At 28.4% G+C, this 25,237-nt stretch carries 23 protein-coding genes and 1 tRNA gene; 11 read left to right on the forward strand and 13 right to left on the reverse strand.

The window, feature by feature from the left end; all coding sequences use genetic code 11:
- Positions 1-3: 3 nt before the first annotated feature.
- The 5 genes from speB to ACFOWD_RS10470 all read right to left on the reverse strand — a co-directional run bounded on the left by speB (position 4) and on the right by ACFOWD_RS10470 (position 7,375).
- Positions 4-948, reverse strand: a complete 945-nt coding sequence (gene speB / locus ACFOWD_RS10450) for an agmatinase (RefSeq protein ID WP_377410367.1) — start codon at positions 946-948, stop codon at positions 4-6.
- Between the two features lie 15 nt (positions 949-963).
- Positions 964-2,355, reverse strand: a complete 1,392-nt coding sequence (locus ACFOWD_RS10455; RefSeq protein ID WP_377410369.1) for an arginine decarboxylase — start codon at positions 2,353-2,355, stop codon at positions 964-966.
- 363 nt (positions 2,356-2,718) lie between these two features.
- Complete coding sequence (locus ACFOWD_RS10460) at positions 2,719-4,266, reverse strand: DEAD/DEAH box helicase (protein WP_298993026.1); 1,548 nt, start codon at positions 4,264-4,266, stop codon at positions 2,719-2,721.
- A 59-nt stretch (positions 4,267-4,325) separates the two neighbouring features.
- Positions 4,326-4,703: a bacillithiol system redox-active protein YtxJ gene (gene ytxJ, locus ACFOWD_RS10465; protein ID WP_377410371.1), complete on the reverse strand. Its 378-nt coding sequence runs from the start codon at positions 4,701-4,703 to the stop codon at positions 4,326-4,328.
- 113 nt (positions 4,704-4,816) lie between these two features.
- Positions 4,817-7,375: a T9SS type A sorting domain-containing protein gene (locus ACFOWD_RS10470; protein WP_377410373.1), complete on the reverse strand. Its 2,559-nt coding sequence runs from the start codon at positions 7,373-7,375 to the stop codon at positions 4,817-4,819.
- Between the two features lie 116 nt (positions 7,376-7,491).
- Here ACFOWD_RS10470 and ACFOWD_RS10475 point away from each other — a divergent pair, with 116 nt between their 5' ends.
- From ACFOWD_RS10475 to ACFOWD_RS10485, 3 genes are all read left to right on the forward strand, one after another.
- Complete coding sequence (locus ACFOWD_RS10475; RefSeq protein ID WP_377410375.1) at positions 7,492-9,567, forward strand: response regulator; 2,076 nt, start codon at positions 7,492-7,494, stop codon at positions 9,565-9,567.
- Positions 9,568-9,694: 127 nt separating this feature from the next.
- Positions 9,695-12,301: an ATP-dependent chaperone ClpB gene (gene clpB / locus ACFOWD_RS10480; protein ID WP_377410377.1), complete on the forward strand. Its 2,607-nt coding sequence runs from the start codon at positions 9,695-9,697 to the stop codon at positions 12,299-12,301.
- An 89-nt stretch (positions 12,302-12,390) separates the two neighbouring features.
- Positions 12,391-12,891, forward strand: a complete 501-nt coding sequence (locus ACFOWD_RS10485; protein WP_377410379.1) for a phosphoglycerate mutase family protein — start codon at positions 12,391-12,393, stop codon at positions 12,889-12,891.
- Here the strand turns inward: ACFOWD_RS10485 and ACFOWD_RS10490 are convergent.
- On the reverse strand, positions 12,881-13,606 hold the full coding sequence (locus ACFOWD_RS10490; protein WP_377410381.1) for a DUF6503 family protein: 726 nt from the start codon (positions 13,604-13,606) through the stop codon (positions 12,881-12,883). The genes ACFOWD_RS10485 and ACFOWD_RS10490 overlap by 11 nt on opposite strands.
- 94 nt (positions 13,607-13,700) lie before the next feature.
- Between ACFOWD_RS10490 and smpB the strand changes: the two genes are divergently transcribed.
- Genes smpB through ACFOWD_RS10510 form a run of 4 tightly spaced genes read left to right on the forward strand, consistent with a single transcriptional unit; the run spans position 13,701 to position 16,393 of the window.
- A complete protein-coding gene (gene smpB, locus ACFOWD_RS10495) occupies positions 13,701-14,162 on the forward strand; it encodes an SsrA-binding protein SmpB (protein ID WP_298993010.1) in 462 nt (153 codons plus the stop codon).
- Positions 14,155-14,736 carry a Maf-like protein gene (locus ACFOWD_RS10500; protein WP_377410383.1) on the forward strand — a complete coding sequence of 194 codons (582 nt, stop codon included), beginning with the start codon at positions 14,155-14,157 and terminating at the stop codon, positions 14,734-14,736. Before smpB ends, ACFOWD_RS10500 begins: the two co-directional genes overlap by 8 nt.
- A gap of 52 nt (positions 14,737-14,788) precedes the next feature.
- Positions 14,789-15,745 (forward strand): transketolase family protein, encoded by a 957-nt coding sequence (locus tag ACFOWD_RS10505; RefSeq protein WP_377410385.1) that lies wholly within the window; start codon positions 14,789-14,791, stop codon positions 15,743-15,745.
- 48 nt (positions 15,746-15,793) lie between these two features.
- Positions 15,794-16,393 carry a porin family protein gene (locus ACFOWD_RS10510; protein ID WP_377410387.1) on the forward strand — a complete coding sequence of 200 codons (600 nt, stop codon included), beginning with the start codon at positions 15,794-15,796 and terminating at the stop codon, positions 16,391-16,393.
- Between the two features lie 53 nt (positions 16,394-16,446).
- Here ACFOWD_RS10510 and ACFOWD_RS10515 read toward each other — a convergent pair whose 3' ends face one another.
- Positions 16,447-17,361, reverse strand: a complete 915-nt coding sequence (locus tag ACFOWD_RS10515) for an FKBP-type peptidyl-prolyl cis-trans isomerase (protein ID WP_377410389.1) — start codon at positions 17,359-17,361, stop codon at positions 16,447-16,449.
- A gap of 81 nt (positions 17,362-17,442) precedes the next feature.
- Here ACFOWD_RS10515 and ACFOWD_RS10520 point away from each other — a divergent pair, with 81 nt between their 5' ends.
- Together ACFOWD_RS10520 and ACFOWD_RS10525 are read left to right on the forward strand one after the other, a co-directional pair.
- Positions 17,443-17,823: an RNA-binding S4 domain-containing protein gene (locus ACFOWD_RS10520; RefSeq protein ID WP_377410391.1), complete on the forward strand. Its 381-nt coding sequence runs from the start codon at positions 17,443-17,445 to the stop codon at positions 17,821-17,823.
- Entirely contained in the window at positions 17,820-18,323 is a 504-nt protein-coding gene (locus ACFOWD_RS10525; protein WP_377410392.1) for a phosphoribosyltransferase domain-containing protein, read from the forward strand. The genes ACFOWD_RS10520 and ACFOWD_RS10525 overlap by 4 nt, the downstream gene beginning before the upstream one ends.
- Here the strand turns inward: ACFOWD_RS10525 and ACFOWD_RS10530 are convergent.
- The gene (locus tag ACFOWD_RS10530; protein ID WP_377410395.1) at positions 18,315-18,830 is read right to left on the reverse strand and encodes a shikimate kinase; all 516 of its coding nucleotides are present in this window, start codon (positions 18,828-18,830) and stop codon (positions 18,315-18,317) included. The two genes, ACFOWD_RS10525 and ACFOWD_RS10530, sit on opposite strands and share 9 nt — an antisense overlap.
- A 90-nt stretch (positions 18,831-18,920) precedes the next feature.
- Between ACFOWD_RS10530 and ACFOWD_RS10535 the strand changes: the two genes are divergently transcribed.
- Together ACFOWD_RS10535 and ACFOWD_RS10540 are read left to right on the forward strand one after the other, a co-directional pair.
- Positions 18,921-19,004: transfer RNA gene (locus ACFOWD_RS10535), tRNA-Leu, on the forward strand.
- A gap of 66 nt (positions 19,005-19,070) precedes the next feature.
- A complete protein-coding gene (locus tag ACFOWD_RS10540; protein ID WP_298992990.1) occupies positions 19,071-19,880 on the forward strand; it encodes a carboxypeptidase-like regulatory domain-containing protein in 810 nt (269 codons plus the stop codon).
- A gap of 200 nt (positions 19,881-20,080) precedes the next feature.
- Here ACFOWD_RS10540 and ACFOWD_RS10545 read toward each other — a convergent pair whose 3' ends face one another.
- The 5 genes from ACFOWD_RS10545 to sucD form a co-directional block, all read right to left on the reverse strand.
- Entirely contained in the window at positions 20,081-20,911 is an 831-nt protein-coding gene (locus ACFOWD_RS10545) for a prohibitin family protein (protein ID WP_377410397.1), read from the reverse strand.
- 65 nt (positions 20,912-20,976) lie between these two features.
- Positions 20,977-22,878: a VWA domain-containing protein gene (locus ACFOWD_RS10550; RefSeq protein ID WP_377410399.1), complete on the reverse strand. Its 1,902-nt coding sequence runs from the start codon at positions 22,876-22,878 to the stop codon at positions 20,977-20,979.
- 244 nt (positions 22,879-23,122) lie between these two features.
- Complete coding sequence (locus ACFOWD_RS10555) at positions 23,123-23,332, reverse strand: hypothetical protein (protein WP_377410401.1); 210 nt, start codon at positions 23,330-23,332, stop codon at positions 23,123-23,125.
- Between the two features lie 151 nt (positions 23,333-23,483).
- Positions 23,484-24,230 (reverse strand): 3-oxoacyl-[acyl-carrier-protein] reductase, encoded by a 747-nt coding sequence (fabG, locus tag ACFOWD_RS10560; RefSeq protein WP_377410403.1) that lies wholly within the window; start codon positions 24,228-24,230, stop codon positions 23,484-23,486.
- Positions 24,231-24,321: 91 nt separating this feature from the next.
- The gene (gene sucD / locus ACFOWD_RS10565) at positions 24,322-25,194 is read right to left on the reverse strand and encodes a succinate--CoA ligase subunit alpha (protein WP_298992976.1); all 873 of its coding nucleotides are present in this window, start codon (positions 25,192-25,194) and stop codon (positions 24,322-24,324) included.
- Positions 25,195-25,237: the final 43 nt, after the last annotated feature.

Here is a 25,237-nt window from a genome sequence, read left to right on the forward strand (position 1 = left end):
TGACTAATAATCGTCGTCATCATTTTTAAATTTAGACAATTTGCTAAAAGGATTATTATCTTCTAAATCATCTCCATTATCATAAGTATCATCATTAGAAGCAAACTTATAACTCAACATTTTATAGAATAATTTAGCTGCTAAAAAGTCTGATGATTTTTCATTTTCATTAGGGCATAATTCTACCATATCAAAACCTACCACATTTTTTTCATCAAAAACTCTTTGTAAAAATTCTAGCGTTTCATAATAAAATAATCCTCCTGGTTCTGGAGTTCCAGTTGATGGTAAAATTGATGGATCTAAAGCATCTAAATCGAATGTAATAAACACATTACTAGTTAATTGGTCTATTACATCATCCATCCAATCTTCATTAACAGCCATGTCATGAGCAAAGAAAACTTTGTCTAAGTTCATTTCTCTTTTCTCAGAAATATCCATACTTCTAATACCAACTTGTACCAAATTTGTAGTTTGATTTGCTTCATAAACAGCACAAGCATGATTGCAACTAGAACCTTCGTATTCTTTTCTTAAGTCTGCATGCGCATCTATATGTAATACAGTTAAGTTAGGAAAACACTCATTAAAAGCTCTAATTGTACCTATAGAAATAGAATGTTCTCCACCAAAAACAGTTACAAATTTATTTCTATTGATGTATTTTTTTGTGGTTTGATGAACAGCTTCTACAACAGCTTCTGGAGACTCATTTTCTGTGATAGGATCAGCTAAGAAAACACCTTCTTTGTATACTTCAGAATCTGTTTCTATGTCATATAGTTCCATGTTTTCTGAAGCATCTAAAAAGGCTTGAGGCCCTTTGTCTGCTCCTTTTTGCCAAGTACTAGTTCCATCATAAGGAACAGGTATAATTACAATTTTTGACGTTGCTAGGTTTCCATATTCTTGTGGAATTCCTGCATATGTTTGATTTGTTTTCATTTTAATTTTAATATTTTAATATCCTAGAATAGATAATAACTCTTTGCTTTGTTGTTGTTCTTTAAATACGGTAATGGATAATTTACCATCTTCATTTCTGTCTATGATTAAATGTTTTGGATGTGGAATTAAACAGTGTTGTAAACCACCAAAACCACCTATAGACTCTTGGTATGCCCCTGTATTAAAGAAACCAATGTATAAGGGTTTATCTTTTTCGTAAACAGGTAAATAAATACCATTTATATGTTGTTCAGAATTGTAATAATCATCACTATCACATGTTAAACCACCTAATAAAACACGTTCGTATTTATGGTTCCATTTATTAATTGGCAACATTATAAAACGTTTATTAATTGCCCAAGAATCTGGTAAAGTAGTAATGAATGATGAGTTAATCATATTCCAACGTTCTCTATCATTTTGTTTTTTCTGATATAAAACTTCATAAATAGCTGCACCAGATTCACCCACTGTAAAGCTACCAAATTCTGTAAAAATATGAGGCACATCTACTTCTGCTTCATCACAAGCTTGTTTTATTTGACCAATGATTTCATCTATCATATAGGCATAATCATATTCAAAAGCCAATGAATTTTTTATTGGGAAACCACCACCAATATTTAAGCTATCTAAAGTAGGACAGGTTTTTTTAAGATTAATATAAACGTTAAGACATTTCATTAATTCGTTCCAATAGTAAGCATTGTCTTTAATACCAGTATTGATAAAGAAATGTAACATCTTTAAATCTACTTGCTCGTTTTTTGCAATTTCACGTTCATAAAAAGACACAATATTTTTATAGCCAATACCTAATCTAGAAGTATAAAACTCAAATTTTGGTTCTTCTTCTGAAGCGATTCTAATACCCACTTTAAACTTTTTGTCGGTCTCTTTTTGTAAAAGCGCTAATTCTTCGTAATTATCTATAATTGGTATACAATTTTGATGACCAGAATTAATTAGACCTCCAATGTTTTTAACGTATTGATCACGTTTAAAACCATTACAAATCACATAAGTAGATGGTTTAATTTTACCTGCTTTTTTTAGATTATTAACAATATCTATGTCAAAAGCAGACGATGTTTCTATGTGGATTTCGTTTTTTAAAGCCTCATTAAGTACATGTTTAAAATGAGAGCTTTTAGTACAATAACTATAAAAGTATTTGCCTTTATAATTATGCTTTTCAATACTCTGTTTAAACCAACCTTTGGCTCTATTTATGTTTTCTGAGATTTTTGGCAAATAGGTAAACTTTAATGGAGCTCCATATTCTTGAGCTAATTCCATTAAATTAATTCCATGCCAAAACAGTTTGTTATTTTCTGTTTTAAATTCCTCTTGAGGAAAATCGAACGTTTGTTCGACTAAATCGATATATTTTGTGTTCACTTTGTTTAATTAATAATATAATGATAATTGACTTCTAAGCTTTAAAACAACTTGTTTTAGCTAGAAAATAAAACTCTTAAACAAGAGATTATTATCACTGTATTATTTGTAAGTAAACTACGTGCAATTTAAAGTAAAGTTGCAAATCTTCTAGAAAAGAAGATGGAGATACCTTAATTTTTTCGTTACATTTCCAAAATGCGTTGTAAGTCTTTTTCTCCAAAAATAACTTACTATCGAAATAAGAAAAACTTAACATTTAACTTATAATAAGCGAATCAAAAGTAAATTATTTTTTAATACAAAAAACAAAAACAAAAAAAAAGTGAAAAAAAATTTCACTTTTACTATTTCTTTTAAATACTAGTCTTCAGGTGGATAACCATGAATTTTTTCGAAGTCTTCATCAAAGTTAGCACGTAAATAAGCATTTAATTTCTTCCTGTAATCGTCTTTTAACCAAGTTACAAAGTTGTGGGTACTTTTAGAAATACATTTTGCATATCTATTAATTCTATCATCTATCTCCTCTCCTAGCTTTTTAGCCAAAATTAAAGCATCAAAAACGTCTTCACTATTTTCGATACACATTTTTGCATGGTGTACAATAGACTTTTCTAAAACTCTTTTAGAAGACTCCCCTGCTCTAATTGTATCTATATACACTTGCTTCATGTCAAAATACATGTCTTTAGAATTCGCAAATTCTTTTTTAATGTCTGCAGGTAATTCATATTTAAAATTACTTTCTATTTCTTCATCAGAAAGTATAGCATTTAAATAATAATCTGGAGCTCTAAACATTTTTTGCCAATCTAAATCTGCTCCCCAAGGTCCAAATCTGTAGAAATTATTACCTAAATCTAAGACGTCAAACTCTTTTTTATCTCCATAAATACGAGAACCACGACCAATCATTTGATAATATAAGGTTAGTGATTTTGTAGCTCTGTTTAGTACTATAGCCTCTATACTAGGTTCATCAAATCCTGTTGTTAAAATACTAACAGATGTTATAATTGCTCCAGGTGTTTTATGAAACCATTTTAAGATTAATTCACGCTCTTTTTTAGTGTTTGTGTTATCTAGGTGTGCAATTGGGTATCCAGCTTTCTTAAAAGCATAAAACACTTGAATAGAAGTATTTATACCATTATTAAATATTAATGTTTTTTTGCCTTTAATGGTTTCTTCGTAAGCAGAAACTAATTTAGAAAGCATGTCTACATTCATGTATAAATCTTCTGAAGATTTTACTGTATAATCTCCATTTGCACCCACTTCTAATGAGGTTAAACCAACATTATAAGAGTACATATTTGCACTTGCTAAATAATCATTACTAATTAAATCTTTAATAGATTCACCAACCACCAATTCTTGATAGTTCTCATACATAGGTAATTTTATGTTAGAACTTAATGGAGTTGCAGTAACACCAAGAATAAATGATTTATTAAAAAATTTAAATATTTTAGTAAATGAGTTGTAGTGAGCCTCATCAACAATTACTAAACCTATATCAGAAATGTCAAATTTATCATCATTTAAACGATTGTTTAGAGTTTCTACCATTGCTACAAAACAATCAAACTCATGCTGATCATCTAATTTTGCAGTTGAATTTACGGTTTTATTAGTAACACCAAACTCCTTTAACATTTTAGAAGTTTGTTTGCTTAACTCAATTCTATGGGTTAAAACAAGTACTTTCTTTTTGAAAGTTTTTAAGTAACGTCTTGTAATTTCAGAAAAGATAACTGTTTTTCCTCCTCCAGTTGGTAATTGATAAAGTAAGTGATAATCTTCTGGAGCAGTTTCGAATCTTTTAAAAATTTCTTCTAGTGCATCTTTCTGATATCCATATAACTCTTTTCCTGTATTTGCTTCTGAAATTTTTGTTTCTGTCAAAATTTTAAAAATTTAAGTAACAAAAATAAGACTTAAACCAGGTTTAATGCAAGTTTATCTTATAGAAATCTTGTTAAATCTGTTTGAGTGATATCATAATGTGAGGCATGATAGACACAAACGCCGTTTTTAATGATGAGTAATTGTGGTGATTGGTGTTGAACTTGAAAAGTATATCCCACTTCATCAGAGACATTTCTGTAAGATAAAAGGTCTAGATAATATACTTTTAATCGTTGATGCTCTTCTGTAAATAATTTTTCGAATTGTTTTATAACCATACTACTAATACCACATCTTGTAGAATGTTTAAAAATAAAAATAGATTCAGTTTTAGATTGCTCTTTAATAGTTTCTAACTGTTCTAAAGAAGTTAAAGGTGTCCAATTAATAAAAATATTGTCATTTCTTTTTTTGCCAAAGTCAAATAATCCCATGTTTTAATTTTACTATAAAATTATGAAACTTTGGCCTTTAAAGAAAAGAAGCTGCCCAAATAAAATCTTAAAATTTTACAGAAACAACTTCTTAATGTAAAAAACCTACTTTTCTATTTCTTAATCAATTTTTTAACAAAAGAGGAATTATCTACATAAATTTTAGCGTAATAAACGCCTGTAGTTAGTTGATATCCATCAATAGTTGTTTCCTTTGTGAATAGCAATCTTTTCCCAAGACTGTTGTAAATTTCTATCTTTTCAATTTTTTGTGATGATGAATTTGAGATTGTAATAAGATTGCTAAATGGGTTAGGATACAAACTTATTTTGTTTTTGAGTAAATTATCATCAACAGATGCTGTGGAACAATTATCACTATAACTGGTGTTTCCATCTTTAATCCAACTTGTTGGAGGCGTAAAACCACTATCGACTTGAATACAGCCTAAAGTAGTATTTCCACTTGCATCGAAATTAGATATTGCTGCATTATTGGCATTTGCCATATTAAAATATTCTAGGACATTGTCTGAAGCTATTACCTCTATTAAATTGGAATTCGCACCTAATTCTAAAAAAGACATTGCTGTATTTTTAACGTTTAGCTGTTTCAATTTGGTGTTGCTTGCTAAATCAATCATTATTGGTTGATTAGCCAAACCTACCAAACTATTGTTCGCAAAATATAATATTTCCAAGTTTGGATTGGAGAGAACATTTAATGAATTGATATTATTAGAAGTGGCGTCAAACAGTACTAATTTATTTAGTGATTGTAAATTTATACCTGTCAAACTGTTTTCGCTTACATCTACTTTTGTCAGATTAAAGTTATTACTAAAACTGATGCTCGATAAATTATTCTTAGATACATTTAAATCGTCTAACATACCTAAATCTGTAATACTAACATTTACCATTTTACAGTTGCTTGCATATAAATAAATTAATTTGGTATTATTAGTTACGTTCAATGTGGGAAAATCATTGTCGTTTAAATTTAATCCAGTAATATTTTTAAATGCTTCTAAACCTGCAGGATTTTGTATTCCTTTATTATTTAAAACTAGTGTATTTATATAGTTTTCGGCTTCACAAGTTCCAATTTTTCCATTAGCATCTAAATCTATAGTTTCTGTATAATTTAGTAATTCGTTTTTAAGATTTGTATCTGTGTAGCCAATTTCATCATCTAAAGCATAAGAGGCTGTAGCATCTTTTTGCCATTGAACAGGAATGTTATTTTGTACGTTAGCATCAACCAAAATACAAGTCAACAACGGATTTTGATCTAAATAAGCTGCTTTCATATCCCAAACATTCATATTAGCATTATTCCCATTAGCAATATTGGCAATTCTTAAGTTGTTATTTCTTTGGCATCTAATCCATTCTAATTTGGCATTTGCTGTTACGTTTAACGCAACTAGATTATTATCATCTAATTCTAATCGTTCTAAATTCGTCATATTTTTTGTGTCAATTTTGGTCAATTGATTACTACTCAAATACAATTCTTTTAATGCAGAGATGTTACCAAAATTCACACTTACAAAATCACTTCCAAAACCATCAAACTTTTCTAAAGCAGCATTACTTGATAGATCTAAGTTTGGTATGGCATTAGCACTTAAAGTCAAATTTTTTAATTGTGTAAGATTAGAAATATCTAATAATGAAATGTTGTTGTTAATGCCTATCAGCAATAAATCTGTTAAGGCAGTGTTTTGTATCAAACTTGCACTAGCAAGAGATTTTAAATTTTCTAGTTCTAAAACTTTGAGCTTTGTCTTCGTTTGAAAATCTAAAGTAGCAACTCCATTATTAGGAAAACCTGACCCAGTTCTCATTACAAGTCTTTCTAGATTGCTGTAGTTTGCAATATCTAAACTGTTCAGTTTTGGCATTCCATTTATAGTGAGATTTTTTAAAATAGAACTTGTATTTGGTAAAGTAACTGTTTGCAACTCACCTACTCCTTCTACAAACAAGGTTTCTAATGTAGAGCATCCAGAAATGTTTAAGCCTTCTATGTAAGTGTTTCTAAAAAAGAATGACTTTAAACCAATTCTGCTGCCTAAATTTAAAGTAGCAAACAAACTTGTATTATTTATTTCTATTACTTCTAAGGTTGTAGAATCTGGCATATTAGGAAGTTGTTCTAAATTAGAACCAGCACCACAATTAATAAAATGCAGATTTTTAATAGGTCTAGCGTTTTGTAAATTTAAGGATAGAAATTCTAAGCCATTTAAGTAAAATTCATCAAGAATTCTGTTTACGTTTCCAGATAAAACTCCTCCTAGTTTTGATAAATCTAAATTTACAGCTCGAATATAATTTCCTTGATGCGTGTTTCCAATAAATCTAAAACTTCTGATTTCAAAATGCTCAATACCAGAAAAATCAATTCCACTTGGTCCAAAAGTGGCATAATCGAAATTTAAGGTTATTGTTGATGGAACATTACCTGATACTAAAGTGCCATTCATTTCTCCAGTTTCTATAGTGCCATCATTATTAGCATCAATAGTTGGATATGTGCTTATAATGAGTTGCTCTAAATTATAATCTGTAAATGCACTTGTAATTTTGTTAGGTAACTTATCATTTGCCAAAAAGTTGGCAATAAAGAGCCAAGAAAAAATTAGTGATAATTTCGTTTTCATAAGATTAGGTTTTAATTACGTTCCAAAACTAGAAAAGTGAAGTATCAATTTTGTGTCAACTCATATCACAAACAATTCAAAAAAAATAGTATTTTAGTTTTCGATTTGTTAATTACATGAAAATCAACACTTTCTTTAAAAATTATATGCGACTTGGTTCTAAAGGAATAACCAACAAAACAGAATTGAAAAAGATTATTCTATTCAATGTTTTTTGTTTTGGTTGGCAAATTTTATCAATTATTATGATGATTGATGAGTACAAAGAACACACTTCTTTCTCAGTAATTCTGTTAGGAATCGTCATGAGTTCAGTTCTGGCGTTTATACAATTTATACATTACAGGCAATACTTTTTATTGGGAAGAATTTTGTATTTACTCCTACTCTCTGCCCTTACTTTCTGGTTTTCTAATTACTTATTTGCAGAAAACTTGTTGGAGTTTTATTTCTTTTTAGTGTTTAGTAAAAGTTTAATTTTTATCGATTCTAAGAAGATAAATCTCATCATCTTATTTTTTGCTTTTGGATTGTTCTTTATTCCTAATTTCTTTTACAATCACTATCCAAGAGCACAATTTAACGATGTTTCTATCGCTTTTTTATTCTTTACCATATTTGTAATTATCAGTTATTTTAAAAATTTGAATGCATCAAATGAAGCTGAATTAGAATCTAAAAAGAATGATTTAGAGAAAATAAATGAATTCCAGTCGCAATTTTTCATCAATATTTCTCATGAAATTAGAACACCATTAACTTTAATTCGTGGTCAAATTGATAAATTAAAAGACAAAAATCTATCATCCAAAGAGCTTCATAACATTGAAAATGGTGTAAATACGCAAGTAAACAACATAAAAAAGATGGTAGATGATGTTTTAGATTTAGCTAAAATGGAATCTTCAGACTTTTCATTGAACTTAAAAACCATTAATTTAAATGAGCTGATAAAAAGAATTTGTCTAAACTTTGAGCCTTTATTTAAGGAAAAGAATATCGATTTTAAAGTAGTCACTGCATCAGAATTATATGTGAAATCTGATGTTATTTATCTGGAAAGAGCAATTAACAACATTATTTTAAATGCCTTAAAGTATACAGAAAAAGAAGGTATTGTGAGTGTGATTGTAGAAAGCGAATCAGACAATGCAGTTATCAAAGTTAAGGACACTGGAATTGGTTTATCCAAGAAAGATAGCAGTAAAATTTTTGAACGTTTTTTTCAAGCAGATAATTCTATAAACAAATCTGGTGGAAGTGGTGTTGGTCTAGCTTTTAGTAAAGAAATTATAGAACTTCATCATGGAAATGTAACTGTAGAAAGCACATTGAATGAAGGTAGTGTGTTTAGTATTTTTCTTCCAAAATCCGAAGAAATAGTAACTGAAACAGAAGATTTTGAAGAACTAAAAATAATTGATTATCAACATATAAACCTAAATTTATCTACAATTGCTTATCAGTTTTTAATTGTTGACGATAACAGAGAAATGCGCTCCTATCTGAAAGAAATATTTGCGAATCACCAATGTTATGAAGCTGAAAATGGTTTGGAGGCTCTAGAAATTTTAGAGAACACCAAAATAGATTACATTATTACAGACTACATGATGCCTAAGATGAATGGTCTGGAATTCGTAAAAGCTGTAAAATCTAAATTTCCAACCCTCCCTATTGTTATGCTCACTGCAAGAGCAGATTCTAAAAGTAAATTAGATGTATTACAATTGGGTATAGATGATTATTTAGAAAAACCTTTTATCAAAGAAGAATTGCTAGTAAGGGTAAATAATTCTCTTGCAAATTATAAAACCAGAGCACATTATAGAAAAACCGAAAATGTTATTGAAAGCGAACAATCTACTGATAATTGGAGCTTGAAAGTAAAGGATTATATTTATAAAAATGCGGATAACACTCACCTAACCCAAGAAGATATTGCAGCACAATTTAACTTGTCAAAGAGTTCTTTATATCGAAAAATAAAGCTGGAAACAGGTTTAACACCTAAAGAATTTATTACAGAAATTAAATTGCAAAAAGCAAGAAATTTGTTGGAAAGAGATTATACTATTTCATTGAAACAATTATCTCTAGAAGTGGGTTTTTTACACAACTCTTATTTTTCCAAACTGTTTAAAAATAGGTTTGGTATTTCTCCAAGTGATTTTTCAAAGGCTCGTGCTTAATAGTCTTTAAATCAGTCAAAAAGTCATTATAATTCATGTTTTTAAGACAAAATGACTTGTTTTAAAACTGATATTTTGATGGTATTATAATTGCTAATTTGTTTATGAAAAAAGAAAAAAAATAAAAATGAATTTTAATAACTATACAACAAAATCACAAGAGACCATACAAATGGCGCAACAAATTGCGCAAGGTTTTGGTCATAATCAAATAGAAAACGAACATATTTTTAAAGCTTTAACAGAAGTAGACCAAAATGTGTTGCCTTTTTTATTAAAGAAACTTAACATCAATATTGATGTTGTAAACCAGATATTAGAAAAACAATTACAAAGTTTTGCTAAAGTTTCTGGTGCAGAACTAATGCTTTCTAGAGAAGCTGGTAAAACGTTAAATGAAGCATCTATTATTGCTAAAGACATGAAAGATGATTTCGTTTCTATAGAACATTTAATACTGGCCATTTTTAAATCGAAATCTAATATTGCACAGGTTTTAAAAGACCAAGGTGTAACAGAAAAAGATTTAAAAGCAGCTATAGATGATTTAAGAAAAGGAGAACGAGTAACTTCACAATCTCAAGAAGAAACGTATAATGCTTTAAGTAAATATGCTAAAAACTTAAATCAATTAGCACAAGACAATAAGTTAGATCCTGTTATTGGTAGAGATGAAGAAATAAGAAGATTGCTTCAAATTTTATCTAGAAGAACTAAAAATAACCCAATTTTAGTGGGTGAACCAGGTACAGGTAAAACTGCAATTGCAGAGGGTTTAGCCCATAGAATTGTAGATGGTGATGTACCAGAAAATCTAAAAGACAAGCTTATTTTCTCTTTAGACATGGGTGCCTTAATTGCTGGTGCAAAATATAAGGGTGAATTTGAAGAGCGTTTAAAAGCAGTTATAAAAGAAGTAACTACTTCAGATGGTGATATTGTTTTGTTTATTGATGAAATACACACTTTAGTTGGTGCTGGTGGTGGACAAGGTGCAATGGATGCAGCTAATATTTTAAAACCAGCATTAGCAAGAGGTGAATTGCGTGCAATTGGTGCTACTACCCTAGATGAATATCAAAAATATTTTGAAAAGGATAAAGCTTTAGAGCGTCGTTTTCAGAAAGTGTTAGTTGATGAACCAGATACTGAAAGTGCAATTTCTATTTTAAGAGGTATTAAAGAAAAGTACGAAACACATCATAAAGTACGTATTAAAGACGATGCTATTATTGGAGCTGTAGAATTATCTCAAAGATATATTACCAATCGTTTTTTACCAGATAAAGCCATTGATTTAATGGACGAAGCTGCATCAAAATTACGCATGGAAATTAACTCTAAGCCAGAAGAATTAGATGTCTTAGATCGTAAAATAATGCAATTAGAAATTGAAATTGAAGCGATTAAACGTGAAAAAGATGAAGTAAAATTAAAGACTTTACGTGCTGAGTTAGCTAATTTTAAAGAGCAAAGAAATACCATAAATGCAAAATGGAAATCAGAAAAAGAAGTTGTAGATAATATTCAGAATAGAAAATCTGAAATCGAAAACTATAAAATTGAAGCAGAAAAAGCAGAACGTGAAGGCGATTATGGTAAGGTTGCAGAAATTAGATATGGTAAAATTAAAGAAGCGCAAGAAGCATTAGAAAAATTACAGCAAACATTGCAAGAAAATCAAAATGAAAAGTCTTTAATAAAAGAAGAAGTTACATTAGATGATATTGCAGAAGTTGTAGCAAAATGGACAGGTATTCCTGTTACAAAAATGATTCAGTCTGAGCGTGATAAATTGTTACAATTAGAAAAACAATTACACAAAAGAGTGGTTGGTCAAGAAGAAGCTATTGTAGCTATTTCTGATGCAGTAAGACGTTCTAAAGCAGGCTTACAAAATCCAAACAAACCTATAGGAAGTTTCTTGTTTTTAGGAACAACTGGAGTTGGTAAAACAGAATTAGCAAAAGCATTAGCTGAATATTTATTTGATGATGAAAATGCAATGACTAGAATTGATATGAGTGAATATCAAGAGCGTCATTCTGTTAGTAGATTAGTAGGTGCACCTCCTGGATATGTAGGTTATGATGAAGGAGGGCAATTAACTGAAGCTGTAAGAAGAAGACCTTATTCTGTAGTGCTTTTAGATGAAATTGAAAAAGCACATCCAGACACCTTTAATGTTCTTTTACAAGTTTTAGATGAAGGAAGATTAACAGATAATAAAGGACGAGTTGCAGATTTTAAAAATGCAATTATCATCATGACATCAAATATGGGTAGTCATATTATTCAAGAAAAATTTAGTGATCCAAAAGCTGATTTAGATGCAGTAACTGAATTAGCTAAAATTGAAGTTTTAGGATTGTTAAAGAAATCTGTGAGGCCAGAATTTTTAAACAGAATTGATGATGTAATCATGTTTACACCATTAAATAAAAATGATATTTTTGAAATTGTAAGATTACAAATAGATCATTTAAAGAAAATGATTGGTAAACAAGATATTACTTTAGATGCTACAGATGAAGCTATTGCTTACTTAGCTAAAAAAGGATATCAACCAGAATTTGGAGCAAGACCTGTAAAAAGAGTCATTCAGAAAGAAGTTTTAAACCAATTATCTAAAGAAATTCTATCAGGTAAAGTAACTACAGATAGTATCATATTATTAGATGCTTTTGATGATAAATTGGTGTTTAGAAATCAATCTGATTTAGTAGAAAATTAAGTTTTATAAATTACATAGTTTAGAAAGGGTGATACAAAAAGTATCACCCTTTTCTTTTTTGGTTATATTCGTATTTTAAAATATCTATCATGAAAAAATATTTCTTTCTTTTATTATTTGCTTTTACATTAATTTCTTCATGTACTACAGAAGAAACAACTACATATTATTTAATTAGACATGCAGAAAAAGATAGAACAGATGCTACAAATCCAAATCCTAGTTTAACTATAAAAGGAGAACAGAGAGCTCAAAATTGGGCAGAATATTTTAAAGATAAAAAAATAGATGCTGTATATTCTACTAAGTATTATAGAACTATAGAGACAGCAACACCAACAGCAAAAACTAAAAATTTAGAAGTACAGTTTTATAATCCAAGAAATATGTATGATTCTATTTTTATGGCAGAAACCAAAGGTAAATCTGTGTTAGTTGTTGGTCATAGCAACACCACTCCTGTTTTTGCAAATAAAATATTAGGCGAAAACAAATATGAAAATATGGATGATAGTGATAATGCTAGTTTATATATAGTTACTATATCAGAAAATAAAAAAGAAAGTAAAATAGAAAAGGTTAACGAATAATTGATACCTCTATATTTCTTAAAATAATTTCTGAAACTAGTTTTAAATTATTCTTTTCGTATGCTTTATCAATGTCAATAAGCTTAATATTTTCAGTATTAGGTTTGTAGTTTTGATAATCTACAAAACGAATTCCATTTTTAAAGCACTGCTCTTTTAGTACTCTAAAACGCTTTCCTCCACCATTTGTATGGTAAGAATAGGCTAAATAATCTATTAAATAATCTTCTTTACCAATCCAATAAATAAATACATCTTCAAAGTCTTCTCCTCCTCCATTTTCTGAAAAAGTGATTTCTATTTTATAATATTCTTTTCCATTAATCGTAGAAGATGGTAATCGTTTTTTACGAACAGCTTTATCATTTAATCCATAAGGTAATACAGAAAAATAATGAACTGAATTTACAGAATTACTGTATTTTAAAGCCATAGAATCTACAACTTTTATTGATTTTTCATTTATAAATCGTTCAAATCCGCTATTACTCAACACATCTTTTATAGAATCAAAAGTTCTAATTAGTTTAAACTTTCCATTATTTCTTACAGCAGAATATTGTTTATCTCTAAATTCAAATGTAATTTCTGAATTAGAAACTTTATCAGTACCAGAGGCTAATATAGATTTGTCAACAATTTGTTGCGCTGTCAATTCCTTTTTTTGTGGCTGACAAGAAATGAATAAAATAAATGATAATAAAAGGATTCTCATTAATGTAGGTTTTCTTATAATTGATGCCAAAATTACGTTTCTTTAGCGAATGTAAAAATGTATCTTTGTAAAAACTTAAAATCAGTCAAAGACTGTGCAGAAAAAAATAAACATACAGAATAAAAAAGCACGTTTCGAATACGAAATACTAGACAAATATATTGCAGGAATTCAGTTAACAGGAACAGAAATAAAATCCATTAGACAAAGCAAAGCCAGAATTACTGAGAGCTTTTGTGAGTTTAATGAACGTGGAGAATTGTTTATTGTTAATATGTACATTCAAGAATACATGTTTGGACATCATTTTAATCACAATCCAAAAAGTGAACGTAGACTTCTATTAAATAAAAGAGAATTACGTAGTTTAAAAAAAGATGTAGAAGCCAAAGGAAATACAATAGTGCCTTTAAAATTGTTTATTAATGATAGAGGCTTTGCAAAACTAGAAATAGCTTTAGCTAAAGGTAAACAAACACATGATAAACGAAATGTTATTAAAGATAGAGATAGCAAACGTAACTTAGATAGAATTAAAAAAAGCTTTAATGCTTAAAGAAAAACTTAAAGATTACAATATTATTTTAGCTTCAGGTTCTCCTAGAAGACAACAATTTTTTAAAGATTTAGATATAGATTTTACAATAATTTTAAAATCTGTTGATGAAGTTTATCCTAAAGAACTAAAAGAGACAGAGATTACAGATTATTTAGCAGATTTAAAATCTAAAGCATTTACAAATTTATCAGATAAAGATATTTTAATAACCTCAGACACTATTGTTTGGTTAAATAATAAAGCTTTAGGAAAGCCTAAAGATGATAAAGAGGCTTTTAACATGTTATCTGCTTTGTCTGGCAAAACACATAAAGTAATTACATCTATAAGTATTAAAACAAATCGTTTTCAAAAGATGATTAATGATGTTACTAAGGTTTCTTTTAAACAATTAAGTGATGAAGAAATACAGTATTACATCAAAAATTATAAACCTTTTGATAAGGCTGGTGCTTACGGAATTCAAGAATGGATAGGGTTTATAGGAATAGATAAAATTGAAGGCAGCTATTTTAATGTTGTTGGTTTACCTGTTCATAAACTTTATAAAACATTGATGAATTTATCATAATTAACCTCAAATAAAAGTTTATTTTTACGCAAATTTTACACGATATATTAAAATGAAGAAATATACATTCACAGAAAAGAAAGATACACGTTCAGGTTTTGGTGATGGTTTAACAGAATTAGGTAGAACGAACCCAAATGTTGTAGCACTTTGTGCAGATTTAATTGGTTCTTTAAAGATGGATCAATTTATTAAAGAAAATCCAGAACGCTTTTTTCAAGTTGGTATTGCAGAAGCAAATATGATGGGGATTGCTGCAGGTTTAACCATTGGTGGTAAAATACCTTTTACTGGTACTTTTGCAAATTTTTCTACTGGTAGAGTGTATGATCAAATTAGACAATCTATTGCTTATTCTGGAAAAAATGTAAAAGTTTGTGCTTCTCATGCTGGAGTTACTTTAGGAGAAGATGGAGCTACACACCAAATTTTAGAAGATATAGGATTAATGAAAATGTTACCAGGGATGACAGTAATTAATCCTTGTGACTATAATCAAACTAAAGCTGCAACTATTGCTATTGCAGAACATAAAGGACCTGTTTATTTGCGTTTTGGTAGACCAAAAGTACCTGTGTTTATGCCAGAAGATTTAAAGTTTGAAATTGGAAAAGGTATTCAGCTTACAGAAGGAAAAGATGTTACTATTGTTGCTACTGGACATTTAGTTTGGGAGTCTTTACAAGCTGCAGAGCAATTAGAAGAACAAGGTATTTCTGCAGAAGTAATAAATATACATACTATTAAACCATTAGATGAAGAAATTATTTTATCATCTGTTGCTAAAACTGGTTGTATAGTAACTGCTGAAGAACATAATAAATTAGGTGGTTTAGGAGAAAGTGTAGCTAGAACTTTAGCTTTAAACTTACCTACTCCACAAGAATTTGTGGCAACAAATGATACTTTTGGTGAGTCTGGAACTCCAGATCAACTTATGGCTAAATATGGATTGGATGCTGCTGCAGTTGTAAAAGCTGTTAAAAAAGTAATTTCTAGAAAAAAATAACGTTTTTGTTATTAAAGGCGTCTATATAAAAACTATAAATTAATAAGTATGAAAAAAGTAATTTTAGTAATGTTTTTGGCTTTAGGTTTAAGTCAAGTTTCAAATGGTCAAATTCAATTTGGTCTTAAAGGTGGTATTAACTATAACTCTAACTCTATTAAAGAATCTGGACAAGATGTTTTTGACGGAGCTAAAAGTAAAACTGGCTATCATGCAGGTGTTTGGTTACGTTTTAAAATACCAGTAATTGGGTTGTATTTAAGACCAGAATTAGTGTATACCAATTTAGAAAATGAAGTTTACTATAAAACAGCAGCAAAAACAACTACTCATAATTTTCAAAAATTAGATATTCCTGTTCTTTTAGGTAAAAAGATTTTTGGTATTGGTAATGTTTATATTGGTCCTTCTTTTCAATATATTTTAGATTCAGATTTTAGTGTAAGCGATATTTCTAGCGTAGATGGAGATGGATTTACAGTGGGTCTTCAATTTGGAGGTGGTTTAGAATTTGGAAGATTAGGTATTGATGTAAGATGGGAAAGAGCTTTTTCTGATGTAGAATCCTCTTTTGTAGGTAACTTAGGAAGTGTAAGTTATGATACTAGAATAAATCAAATAATCTTTGGATTATCTTATAGGTTATAAGATTTAATAACAATAAACAAAAAAGCTCTTGAAACATTCAAGAGCTTTTTTGTTTATTTAATATTTGGATTTAAATAATCTGGTAATGTTGGATTATCAGGATCATTAAAATCATTACTTGGATCTCCATCACCATTTCTATCTTCATTTCTTGTTAAAACGCCATCTCCATCATCATCACTATCAAAATAGTTTGGTATACCATCAGAATCTGTATCGTCATTATTAACATTACCATCATTATCTACATCTTCTGAAATAGTTTTTACACCATCATTGTCATGATCTGTATTAGGTACTAATGTTAATAAATCTATATAGAATAAAATATTTGTATCTACTAAATTGTTAGACCAGTTTTGAGGATTTGAAGACGGATAAGCTAACCCAGAAGGAATAAATAAAACACCTTTACCTCCGTTTAAATATGTAATAGGGCCATTAAAAGGACCTCCATTAGCATCTTTTTTTAACTCACCTCCTTTAAAATTAGTAAATCCATAAGAGAAACCTCTAACTACAGAAGTCAAACTAAACCATAAACCACTTTGGTTTTGATCAAAATTAGTATCGCTAAAAGTTGTTCCAGAAAAAGTTTTTCCTGCATATTTAGTAAATACTGAATCTACTTTTGTAGGAAAACCTCTGTCAGGATCATTACCATAATCTCCTTCTCTTTCTACGTAAACATATAACTTATAGTTAATGTCATTTTCTGTAACATTCATTGTTTTTAGTTTGGTGTCATCAAACATAGCAGTTTCACCAGCAACTAAAACTTTAATAGAATCTACAGAACTATCATAATAATGATTTTTTAAAAATTTAACTATAGAATCGTTATCTGAAATTGCTAAAGCTTCATGATCTACATCAGCAAATGGATTTGTTCCAAAAGTATCATCACCACAAGAATAAACTAATACAGAAAGTATTATTAATAGAAAAAAGTATCTAGTTTTAAACATATAATATCTTAAAAATTGTGGGCGCAATTTACCATTTTTATACCTTTGTAAAAAGATAAATAAAACATTTTAACTTTTTTTATGAGGATTGATAAATATTTATGGTGTATTCGATTATACAAAACAAGAAGTATGGCAACAACAGCCTGTAAAAAGGGACAAGTTAAAATAGAAAACTCGAATGTTAAACCCTCAAAAGAATTGTTTGGAAACGAACAAATAACGGTTCGAAAAAACCAGATTAATTATAAAATTAAAGTTTTAGATATTCCTCCTAGCAGAGTTGGTGCAAAATTAGTAGATTTATATCGTAAAGATTTAACTCCAAAAGAAGAATTTGAAAAAACAGAGCTATTAAAATTTGCAAAAGATTATTATAGAAAAAAAGGAAGTGGAAGACCTACTAAAAAAGATAGAAGAGATATAGAGGGTTATCAAGAAGACACAACAGAAGATATATGATACTAGAAGAAAATATTATATTAAATAATACTCAAATTGATCAAAAAATTAGAAGAATTGCTTATCAAATTTATGAAAGTAATTCTAATGAAAAAGAATTAATTATTGCTGGTATTAAAGGAAATGGATTTATACTAGCCAATAAAATAGTAGCAGTTTTAGAGAAAATTTCTACTTTAAAAGTGACTATTTGTGAGGTAAATATTAATAAAAAGAAACCCTTAGAAAAAATAACAACGTCTTTAACTAAAGAAGTATATAAAAATAAATCTCTAGTTTTAGTAGATGATGTTTTAAATTCTGGTACCACTCTAATCTATGGAGTAAAACATTTTTTAAATGTACCTTTAAAAAGATTTAAAACAGCTGTTTTAGTAAATAGAAACCATAAAAAATATCCTGTTAAAGCAGATTTTAAAGGTGTATCATTATCAACTTCTATAAAAGAACATATAGTTGTAGATTTTGATGCTACTAAAACTATGGCTTATTTAGAATAATAAATTATAAATTTCTTCTACAACTTCATTTTTCTTTTTCCCATCAGTTTTTATCGAGATTTTTGCTTGTTCGTAAAAACGAGTTCTTTCAAATAAATGTTTTCCAACAAATTCAAAAATCTGATCATCGTTTAATGAGGCTACTAAAGGTCTTTTCTGTTTTTTAGCAATAAGTCTTTCAGCTAATTTTTTAACACTAGCTTGCAAATATATTGAAGTTGCATTTGCTTCGTTAATTATTTGAATATTATTACCATAACAAGGTGTTCCACCTCCTAAAGAAAGAATAAAACCTTCTTCTTTATTTAAAATTTCTGCTAAATAAATACCTTCTATTTTTCTAAAATAAATTTCTCCTTTTTCAGAAAAAATATTAGAAATAGTCATTTTTTCTCTTTCTACAATGTAGTCATCTAAGTCAATTAAAGTTAATCCTGTCTTACTTGATAACTTTCTACCTATACTAGATTTACCAGAAGCCATATAGCCTAATAAAACAATTTTCATCTTTAAATTTTTTTCAAATATCGATAAAATAAAATCATTTTAACTAAATCATCAACAGTATTGATACTATATTTGCAATCAAATAAACTTGCGCACGTGGTGGAATTGGTAGACACGCTACCTTGAGGGGGTAGTGAACGTAAGTTCGTGGAAGTTCGAATCTTCTCGTGCGCACTTATACACACATTTCTTCACAAAAAATTAACCTTTAGCAACAGTTTTATAACTATTTTTGAATTTATGTATAAACACCTCTCTTTAATAGTACTTTTATTTATAAGTACCCAGCTATTCTCGCAGAAAGACAGTATAATACCTACTAAAATATTAAAAGGTCAAATTGTTCATGCAGAAAAAAATGAAACGTTAAGTGCAGCTCATGTTTTAAACTTAAATACTGTACAAGGTACCATAACAAATGAAGATGGTTTTTTTGAATTACCTACCAGAGTTAATGATACTATTTTAGTTTCTTATTTAGGTTTTTCGTCTATTAAACTTAAAATTACTAATGATTTACTTAAAGGTAATGAGTTAGAAATAGCACTTTATGAAAAACCAGAAGAAATAAAAGAAGTAATTATAAAATCTACAAAACTAATAGGTGTTTTAGAGGTTGATGTGAAAATGGTTCCAAAAGATAGGTTCACTAGAATTCATATAAACGGATTGCCTCAAACTTATGAAGTTGGTAAACCTAAAAAGAAAAACTTCTCCTCTCCTATTGCTGCTTTATTTAATCCTGTAGATTTCTTATATAGTCATTTTGGTAAAAAGCCAAAACAACTAAAAAAACTACAAAAACTTAAGAAAGAAGATGACTTAAGAAAAATTATGGCTGGTAAGTTTGACAGAGAAGTTATGATGGAGTATCTAGACATGGATAGACAAGAGCTTACAGATTTATTAACCGACTGTAATTATTCTGATTACTTTATAAAGAAGGCATCAGATTTACAGATGATAGAAGCTGTTTTAGATTGTTATGAAAACTACAAAGCCTTGAAAAAAGGAAAAATAGAAAGAGATAAATTACCAAAAAAGAATTAATAAAAAGAGCCAAATACCTCATATATTTGGCTCTAATCAACTATTAAAAACTAACTAATTACTAACTATAAGATTATAGTTACTATACACATATGACGCTTGAGTTGTAAATAAGTTACAAACTAATAATTGTTTAACATTCATTTAAGAAAAAAGCCAGCTAATAGCTGGCTTTTCTTTTATTAGACTTGTAATTAATCTTATTGATTACCTAATATAATAGGCATACCATCTTTTCCAGAACCAATTACTACTACTTTACTATTATTAGATTTAGCTAACTCTAAAGTAGCTTCTATCCCTTTTTCTTGTAGTATTTTTTCTGTTAAAGATGCACTTAAAATTTTATTAGCAGTTGCTTTACCTTCTGCGTCAATTTTTTGTCTTTCTGCTTCTTTTTTAGCTTTTGCTAATCTAAACTCATATTCTAAAGACTCTTGTTCTTGTTTTAATTTAGTTTCAATAGCAGTTCTAATTGTTGGAGGTAATTTTACATCCTCAACTAAAACTCTTTTAACTACTAAATACTGATCTTCTAATAATTTTTGAACTTCATCTAAAATTTCTTGTTCAATAACATCTCTTTTACTAGAATATAATTGTTCTGGTGTATAACGTCCTACTACACTTCTTGCAGCAGCATTAACAGCAGGATCTAATAGTTCGTTTTCGTAATCTTCACCTTTAGTTTTTATTAATAAACCTAGTTTACTAAATTCTGGTTCATACCAAACAGTACCACTTACTTTTACTTCTAAACCATTAACAGATAATACATTCATTTCATCTGATACAGATTGTTGACGTACTTTTCTAACAATCATTTCGTTCCAAGGAGCTACAATTTGAAAACCTTCACCATATGTTTTTTCAGTATTAATACCATCACCAAAACGTTCAAAAACAACACCTCCTTCTCCAGGACCAATTGTTACAGTAGATTTTGAGAATAAAATGATGACAGCTATTATTATAAAAACTGTAAACACACCACCTTTTGGAAAATTTAATTCCATTTGATTATTTGCCATTTTATTTATTTTTAAATTTATTCAAATTTACGATTTATAAAGACGAATATCAATCTTAAGTGTTTTTAAATTTTTCCTAAATATTTTCTAATAAACCATTCTGTAGATAGTAAAAGTATTATGATGAATAAAATCCATTTCCAATCTATTAATTGTTGTAATTTTTTCACTTGCTTTTGTATGGTAAAATAAGTGTCATCATTTACTAATTGGTTAATTAAATCGTCTAATTGACTTACATAATAAAACTTTCCTTCAGTTTGTTTTGCTAATTGTTTCATTTTAGAGCTATTTGCATTTGTAAACTGTTCTTCTATTTGGTAATCAGTAATTTTAAAAGTACCATTTCTAGTTATATTCTGTTCTAATACCCTTACTTGATAGGTATAATCTCCAGATAATAAGTTTTCTATATTTACTTGATAGTTATTGTTTTTTAAAGAAAACGGAAATTTAGATATTACGTTTGTATCTTTATTTGTAATTGTAATTTCAAGATTTGCTCTAGAATCAAACTTGTAATTTTTATCTGTAAAAAAAGCGTTAACATTTATTGTAGAGTTAGCTGCATAAATAAGCTCTATATCTACTTCTAATCTATTTCTTTTTTTTGTTGATGCTAAATATTGAATAATATTACCTATAAATTCATCAAAATCTGAAAAAGAATTCGTGTTTAAAAATGTAGTAGCTCTCCATTTCCAAATATTTTCTCCAAACAATACACCTGTTTTTTGATTATTTTCAGAAAATGAAGCCAAAAGAGGACTTTCAGTTCTAATACCATTTATACTTTGATAAAGTAATACTTGATGCTCTTTTTGAAAATCTATTTTACCAAACTTATCTTCTAAAGGAGGAAAACTATTAAAACCAATATCATTTTGTAAAAAAGTTATATAGCTACTATTAAAAATAGGAGTATAATTTTCAACTTGATTTATAGCACTTTTTGTAAAACCTAAAGACTTAGAATTTAAAAAATTCCAATTAGTTTTTGTGCCAGCAATTAAAAAATAGTTTAATCTTTCTTCTTTTATTTTATTTAGAATATTAGTGAATTGGTTATTGGGCTGATATAATATAACTAGTTGATAATCATTTAGATTAAAATTGTTTTCAGAAATTAATTTAATGTTTACATTATTCTGTTTTTTTTTAGAAATAGCTTTCTTTAAAGCGCCTAAGTCTGGATGCAAAATTGAACTAAGAATTAAGATATTAGTTCTTTCATTAATAGTTTCTATAGAAAAAGTTTTTTTATTATTTATTGTGTTTTTTTCAGAATTTAAAGGAGTTAATATTGCTGTATAATATTGAATACCTTCTTTTGTTGATGTTAAGTTAGTTTGAATTGTTTTTGAGTTATTGTCTTTAGAAAAACTTAAGTTTTTTCTATAAACAGTTTTATTATTTTTTTGAATTGAAAGCTGAGTATTTACAGTATTTAATCCTTCATAATTTAGAATTATTTCAACAGGAAATTCATTTCCTAAAAAATTATATTTGTTAACATTTAACTGGCTAATTCTTAAATCTGAATATTTAGTTGTATCACCAACTAATACAGGATATATTTTTTGATTACTTTTTAAAAATTGATAATCTGTACCTACAGTTTGGTTTCCGTCTGAAATAAGTATAATTGGAGATAACTTATTTTTATTTAGTGAGTTAACCCTATTTATGGATTTATAAATATTGGTGTTTTCATTAGAAAAGTCTAAAGTATCTTTATTATTAACATCTTCTCCAAAAGCATAAATTTCAATATTAAACTTCTCTTTTAAATCCTTATTTAAAGTAAGTTTATTAATGTTATTTTTTACAGTTTCTGCTGCTTTAAAATAAGAAATTGATTTAGAATTATCTACAAGTACACTTAAAGTGGGTTTTAGATCAATATTTTTTGATGTATTAATTTTAGGGTTTATAAATAATAATAATAACAAAAAAAGAGATAACACTTTTAGAGAAAATAAAACCAAGATACCTTTATATCTCTTTTTTTTATAGAAATATTGATAATAACCTATAAAAAAGGAGAAGCAGATAGCTAGTATAATATAAAAAAAAGTGATTGTCAAGAATTTGATAATTATATTCTGAAAGATATAAATATCAGGTATAATAGAAAAACCTATAACGTAAAATATTATAGTTTTAATAGTTAAAGTTTACAATGCTAAAGTTATTCTAAAAATGATTCTATTATTTCTTTTTAAAAGAATAGATCTTCATTTTATCTCTAGTAGATGTTTTTATTATTCCTTGCTTATTTAAATCGTCTAAAATTTTATAAACATTAAGAATTAAACTTGTGTTTTGAATTCTTTCTAAAATTTGATAACCTGTAAGCGGTTCTTTCTTTAGAACTCTTACAATTTTTTTGTGCAGATTTGATATTTTATTAATCTTCATTTTGGGGGAAAAATTTGATTAATTCAAATGTAAAAAAATCATTGAATATTGAAATATATTTTAGATAAAAAATATCAATAAATAGTTGAAATGTAAAAAGGAGCAGTTAAACTGCTCCTTTTTATTTTTTAAATGTATGTATTTTAGATGCTTATGTAAGCATTCCTCCATCAACAGAAAGAGTTTGACCTGTAATGTAGGCAGACATATCAGATGCTAAAAATACACATGCATGTGCTATATCTTCTGGCTTTCCTCCTCTTTTTAATGGAATTGAATCTCTCCAACCTTGTACTGTCTTTTCATCTAGTTTATCTGTCATTTCAGTTTCTATAAAACCTGGAGCAATTACATTACTTCTGACGTTTCTAGATCCTAATTCTAAGGCTACAGATTTAGAAAAACCAACAATACCTGCTTTTGAAGCTGCATAGTTAGTTTGCCCAGCATTACCTTTTAAACCAACTACAGAACTCATGTTAATAATAGAGCCTCCTCTTTGTTTCATCATTGGTCTAATAACAGCTTTGGTTAAATTAAAAACTGATTTTAAATTTACTTCAATTACTTTATCAAAATCTTCTTCAGAAATACGCATTAACAAGTTGTCTTTTGTAATACCTGCGTTATTTACCAAAATGTCTATGCTTCCAAATTCTTTTTGAACTTCTGCAGCTAATTCTTGTGCAGCATTAAAATCTGCAGCATTAGATTGATAACCTTTAGCTTTTACTCCATAAGTTTTTAATTCTTCTTCTAAAGCATTTGCAGCTTCTACAGAAGAACTGTAAGTAAACGCAACATTAGCACCTTGTTTTGCAAATTCAACAGCAATACCTTTTCCAATACCTCTTGTTGCACCAGTAATTATTGCAGATTTATTTTCAAGTAATTTCATAATTTTATGTTTAGTTGATATTCAAATATAAAAAAGAAATTCCCGTTTTTCACGGGAATTTATATTATTCTATTTTAAAATAGCGTATTTATTAATTTAAAACACTAGCCACCATTTCTCCAATTTTAGCAGGTGAACTCACTACATGAACTCCATTTTCTGCTAAGATTTTCATTTTTGCTTGAGCAGTATCATCAGCACCACCTACAATTGCTCCTGCATGTCCCATAGTTCTTCCAGCAGGTGCAGTTTGACCAGCAATAAAACCAACAACTGGTTTTCTGTTGCCATCAGCTTTTATCCATTGAGCAGCTTCTGCTTCTAAATTACCACCAATTTCACCAATCATTACAATAGCTTCTGTTTCATCATCATTCATTAACATTTCTACAGCTTCTTTTGTTGTTGTTCCAATAATTGGATCTCCTCCAATACCAATTGCTGTAGTAATACCAAACCCTTGTTTTACAACTTGGTCTGCTGCTTCATACGTTAATGTACCAGATTTAGAAACGATACCTACTCTACCTTTTTTGAAGATAAAACCTGGCATAATACCAACTTTAGCTTCTTCTGGTGTAATAACACCTGGACAGTTAGGACCAACTAATCTACAGTCTTTATTTTCTATATATGCTTTAACTTTAACCATATCTGCAACAGGAATACCTTCTGTAATACAAATGATTACTTTTATACCTGCATCTGCAGATTCCATAATTGCATCAGCAGCAAAAGCTGGTGGTACAAAAATAATAGATGTGTCTGCTCCTGCTTTTTCTACAGCTTCTACAACTGTATTAAATACAGGTTTACCTAGATGCTCTTGGCCACCTTTTCCTGGAGTAACACCTCCAACAACATTGGTTCCATAATCAATCATTTGACCAGCATGAAAAGTACCTTCACTACCTGTAAATCCTTGTACAATAATTTTTGAATCTTTATTTACTAAAACGCTCATGGTTTGTTAATTTTATTTGTTTTGCAAAAATAGTTGTTCTCTT

The sequence above is a fragment of the Polaribacter marinivivus genome (assembly GCF_042651285.1).
Classification (GTDB): domain Bacteria; phylum Bacteroidota; class Bacteroidia; order Flavobacteriales; family Flavobacteriaceae; genus Polaribacter; species Polaribacter marinivivus.

Excerpts from the sequence above, each read along its gene's own strand:
- speB (WP_377410367.1), bottom strand. The coding sequence starts at position 948 with ATGAAAACAAATCAAACATATGCAGGAATTCCACAAGAATATGGAAAC.
- ytxJ (WP_377410371.1), bottom strand. The coding sequence starts at position 4,703 with ATGGGATTATTTGACTTTGGCAAAAAAAGAAATGACAATATTTTTATT.
- ACFOWD_RS10470 (WP_377410373.1), bottom strand. The coding sequence starts at position 7,375 with ATGAAAACGAAATTATCACTAATTTTTTCTTGGCTCTTTATTGCCAAC.
- ACFOWD_RS10475 (WP_377410375.1), top strand. The coding sequence starts at position 7,492 with ATGAAAATCAACACTTTCTTTAAAAATTATATGCGACTTGGTTCTAAA.
- clpB (WP_377410377.1), top strand. The coding sequence starts at position 9,695 with ATGAATTTTAATAACTATACAACAAAATCACAAGAGACCATACAAATG.
- ACFOWD_RS10485 (WP_377410379.1), top strand. The coding sequence starts at position 12,391 with ATGAAAAAATATTTCTTTCTTTTATTATTTGCTTTTACATTAATTTCT.
- ACFOWD_RS10490 (WP_377410381.1), bottom strand. The coding sequence starts at position 13,606 with ATGAGAATCCTTTTATTATCATTTATTTTATTCATTTCTTGTCAGCCA.
- ACFOWD_RS10500 (WP_377410383.1), top strand. The coding sequence starts at position 14,155 with ATGCTTAAAGAAAAACTTAAAGATTACAATATTATTTTAGCTTCAGGT.
- ACFOWD_RS10505 (WP_377410385.1), top strand. The coding sequence starts at position 14,789 with ATGAAGAAATATACATTCACAGAAAAGAAAGATACACGTTCAGGTTTT.
- ACFOWD_RS10510 (WP_377410387.1), top strand. The coding sequence starts at position 15,794 with ATGAAAAAAGTAATTTTAGTAATGTTTTTGGCTTTAGGTTTAAGTCAA.
- ACFOWD_RS10515 (WP_377410389.1), bottom strand. The coding sequence starts at position 17,361 with ATGTTTAAAACTAGATACTTTTTTCTATTAATAATACTTTCTGTATTA.
- ACFOWD_RS10520 (WP_377410391.1), top strand. The coding sequence starts at position 17,443 with ATGAGGATTGATAAATATTTATGGTGTATTCGATTATACAAAACAAGA.
- ACFOWD_RS10525 (WP_377410392.1), top strand. The coding sequence starts at position 17,820 with ATGATACTAGAAGAAAATATTATATTAAATAATACTCAAATTGATCAA.
- ACFOWD_RS10530 (WP_377410395.1), bottom strand. The coding sequence starts at position 18,830 with ATGAAAATTGTTTTATTAGGCTATATGGCTTCTGGTAAATCTAGTATA.
- ACFOWD_RS10540 (WP_298992990.1), top strand. The coding sequence starts at position 19,071 with ATGTATAAACACCTCTCTTTAATAGTACTTTTATTTATAAGTACCCAG.
- ACFOWD_RS10545 (WP_377410397.1), bottom strand. The coding sequence starts at position 20,911 with ATGGCAAATAATCAAATGGAATTAAATTTTCCAAAAGGTGGTGTGTTT.
- ACFOWD_RS10555 (WP_377410401.1), bottom strand. The coding sequence starts at position 23,332 with ATGAAGATTAATAAAATATCAAATCTGCACAAAAAAATTGTAAGAGTT.
- fabG (WP_377410403.1), bottom strand. The coding sequence starts at position 24,230 with ATGAAATTACTTGAAAATAAATCTGCAATAATTACTGGTGCAACAAGA.
- sucD (WP_298992976.1), bottom strand. The coding sequence starts at position 25,194 with ATGAGCGTTTTAGTAAATAAAGATTCAAAAATTATTGTACAAGGATTT.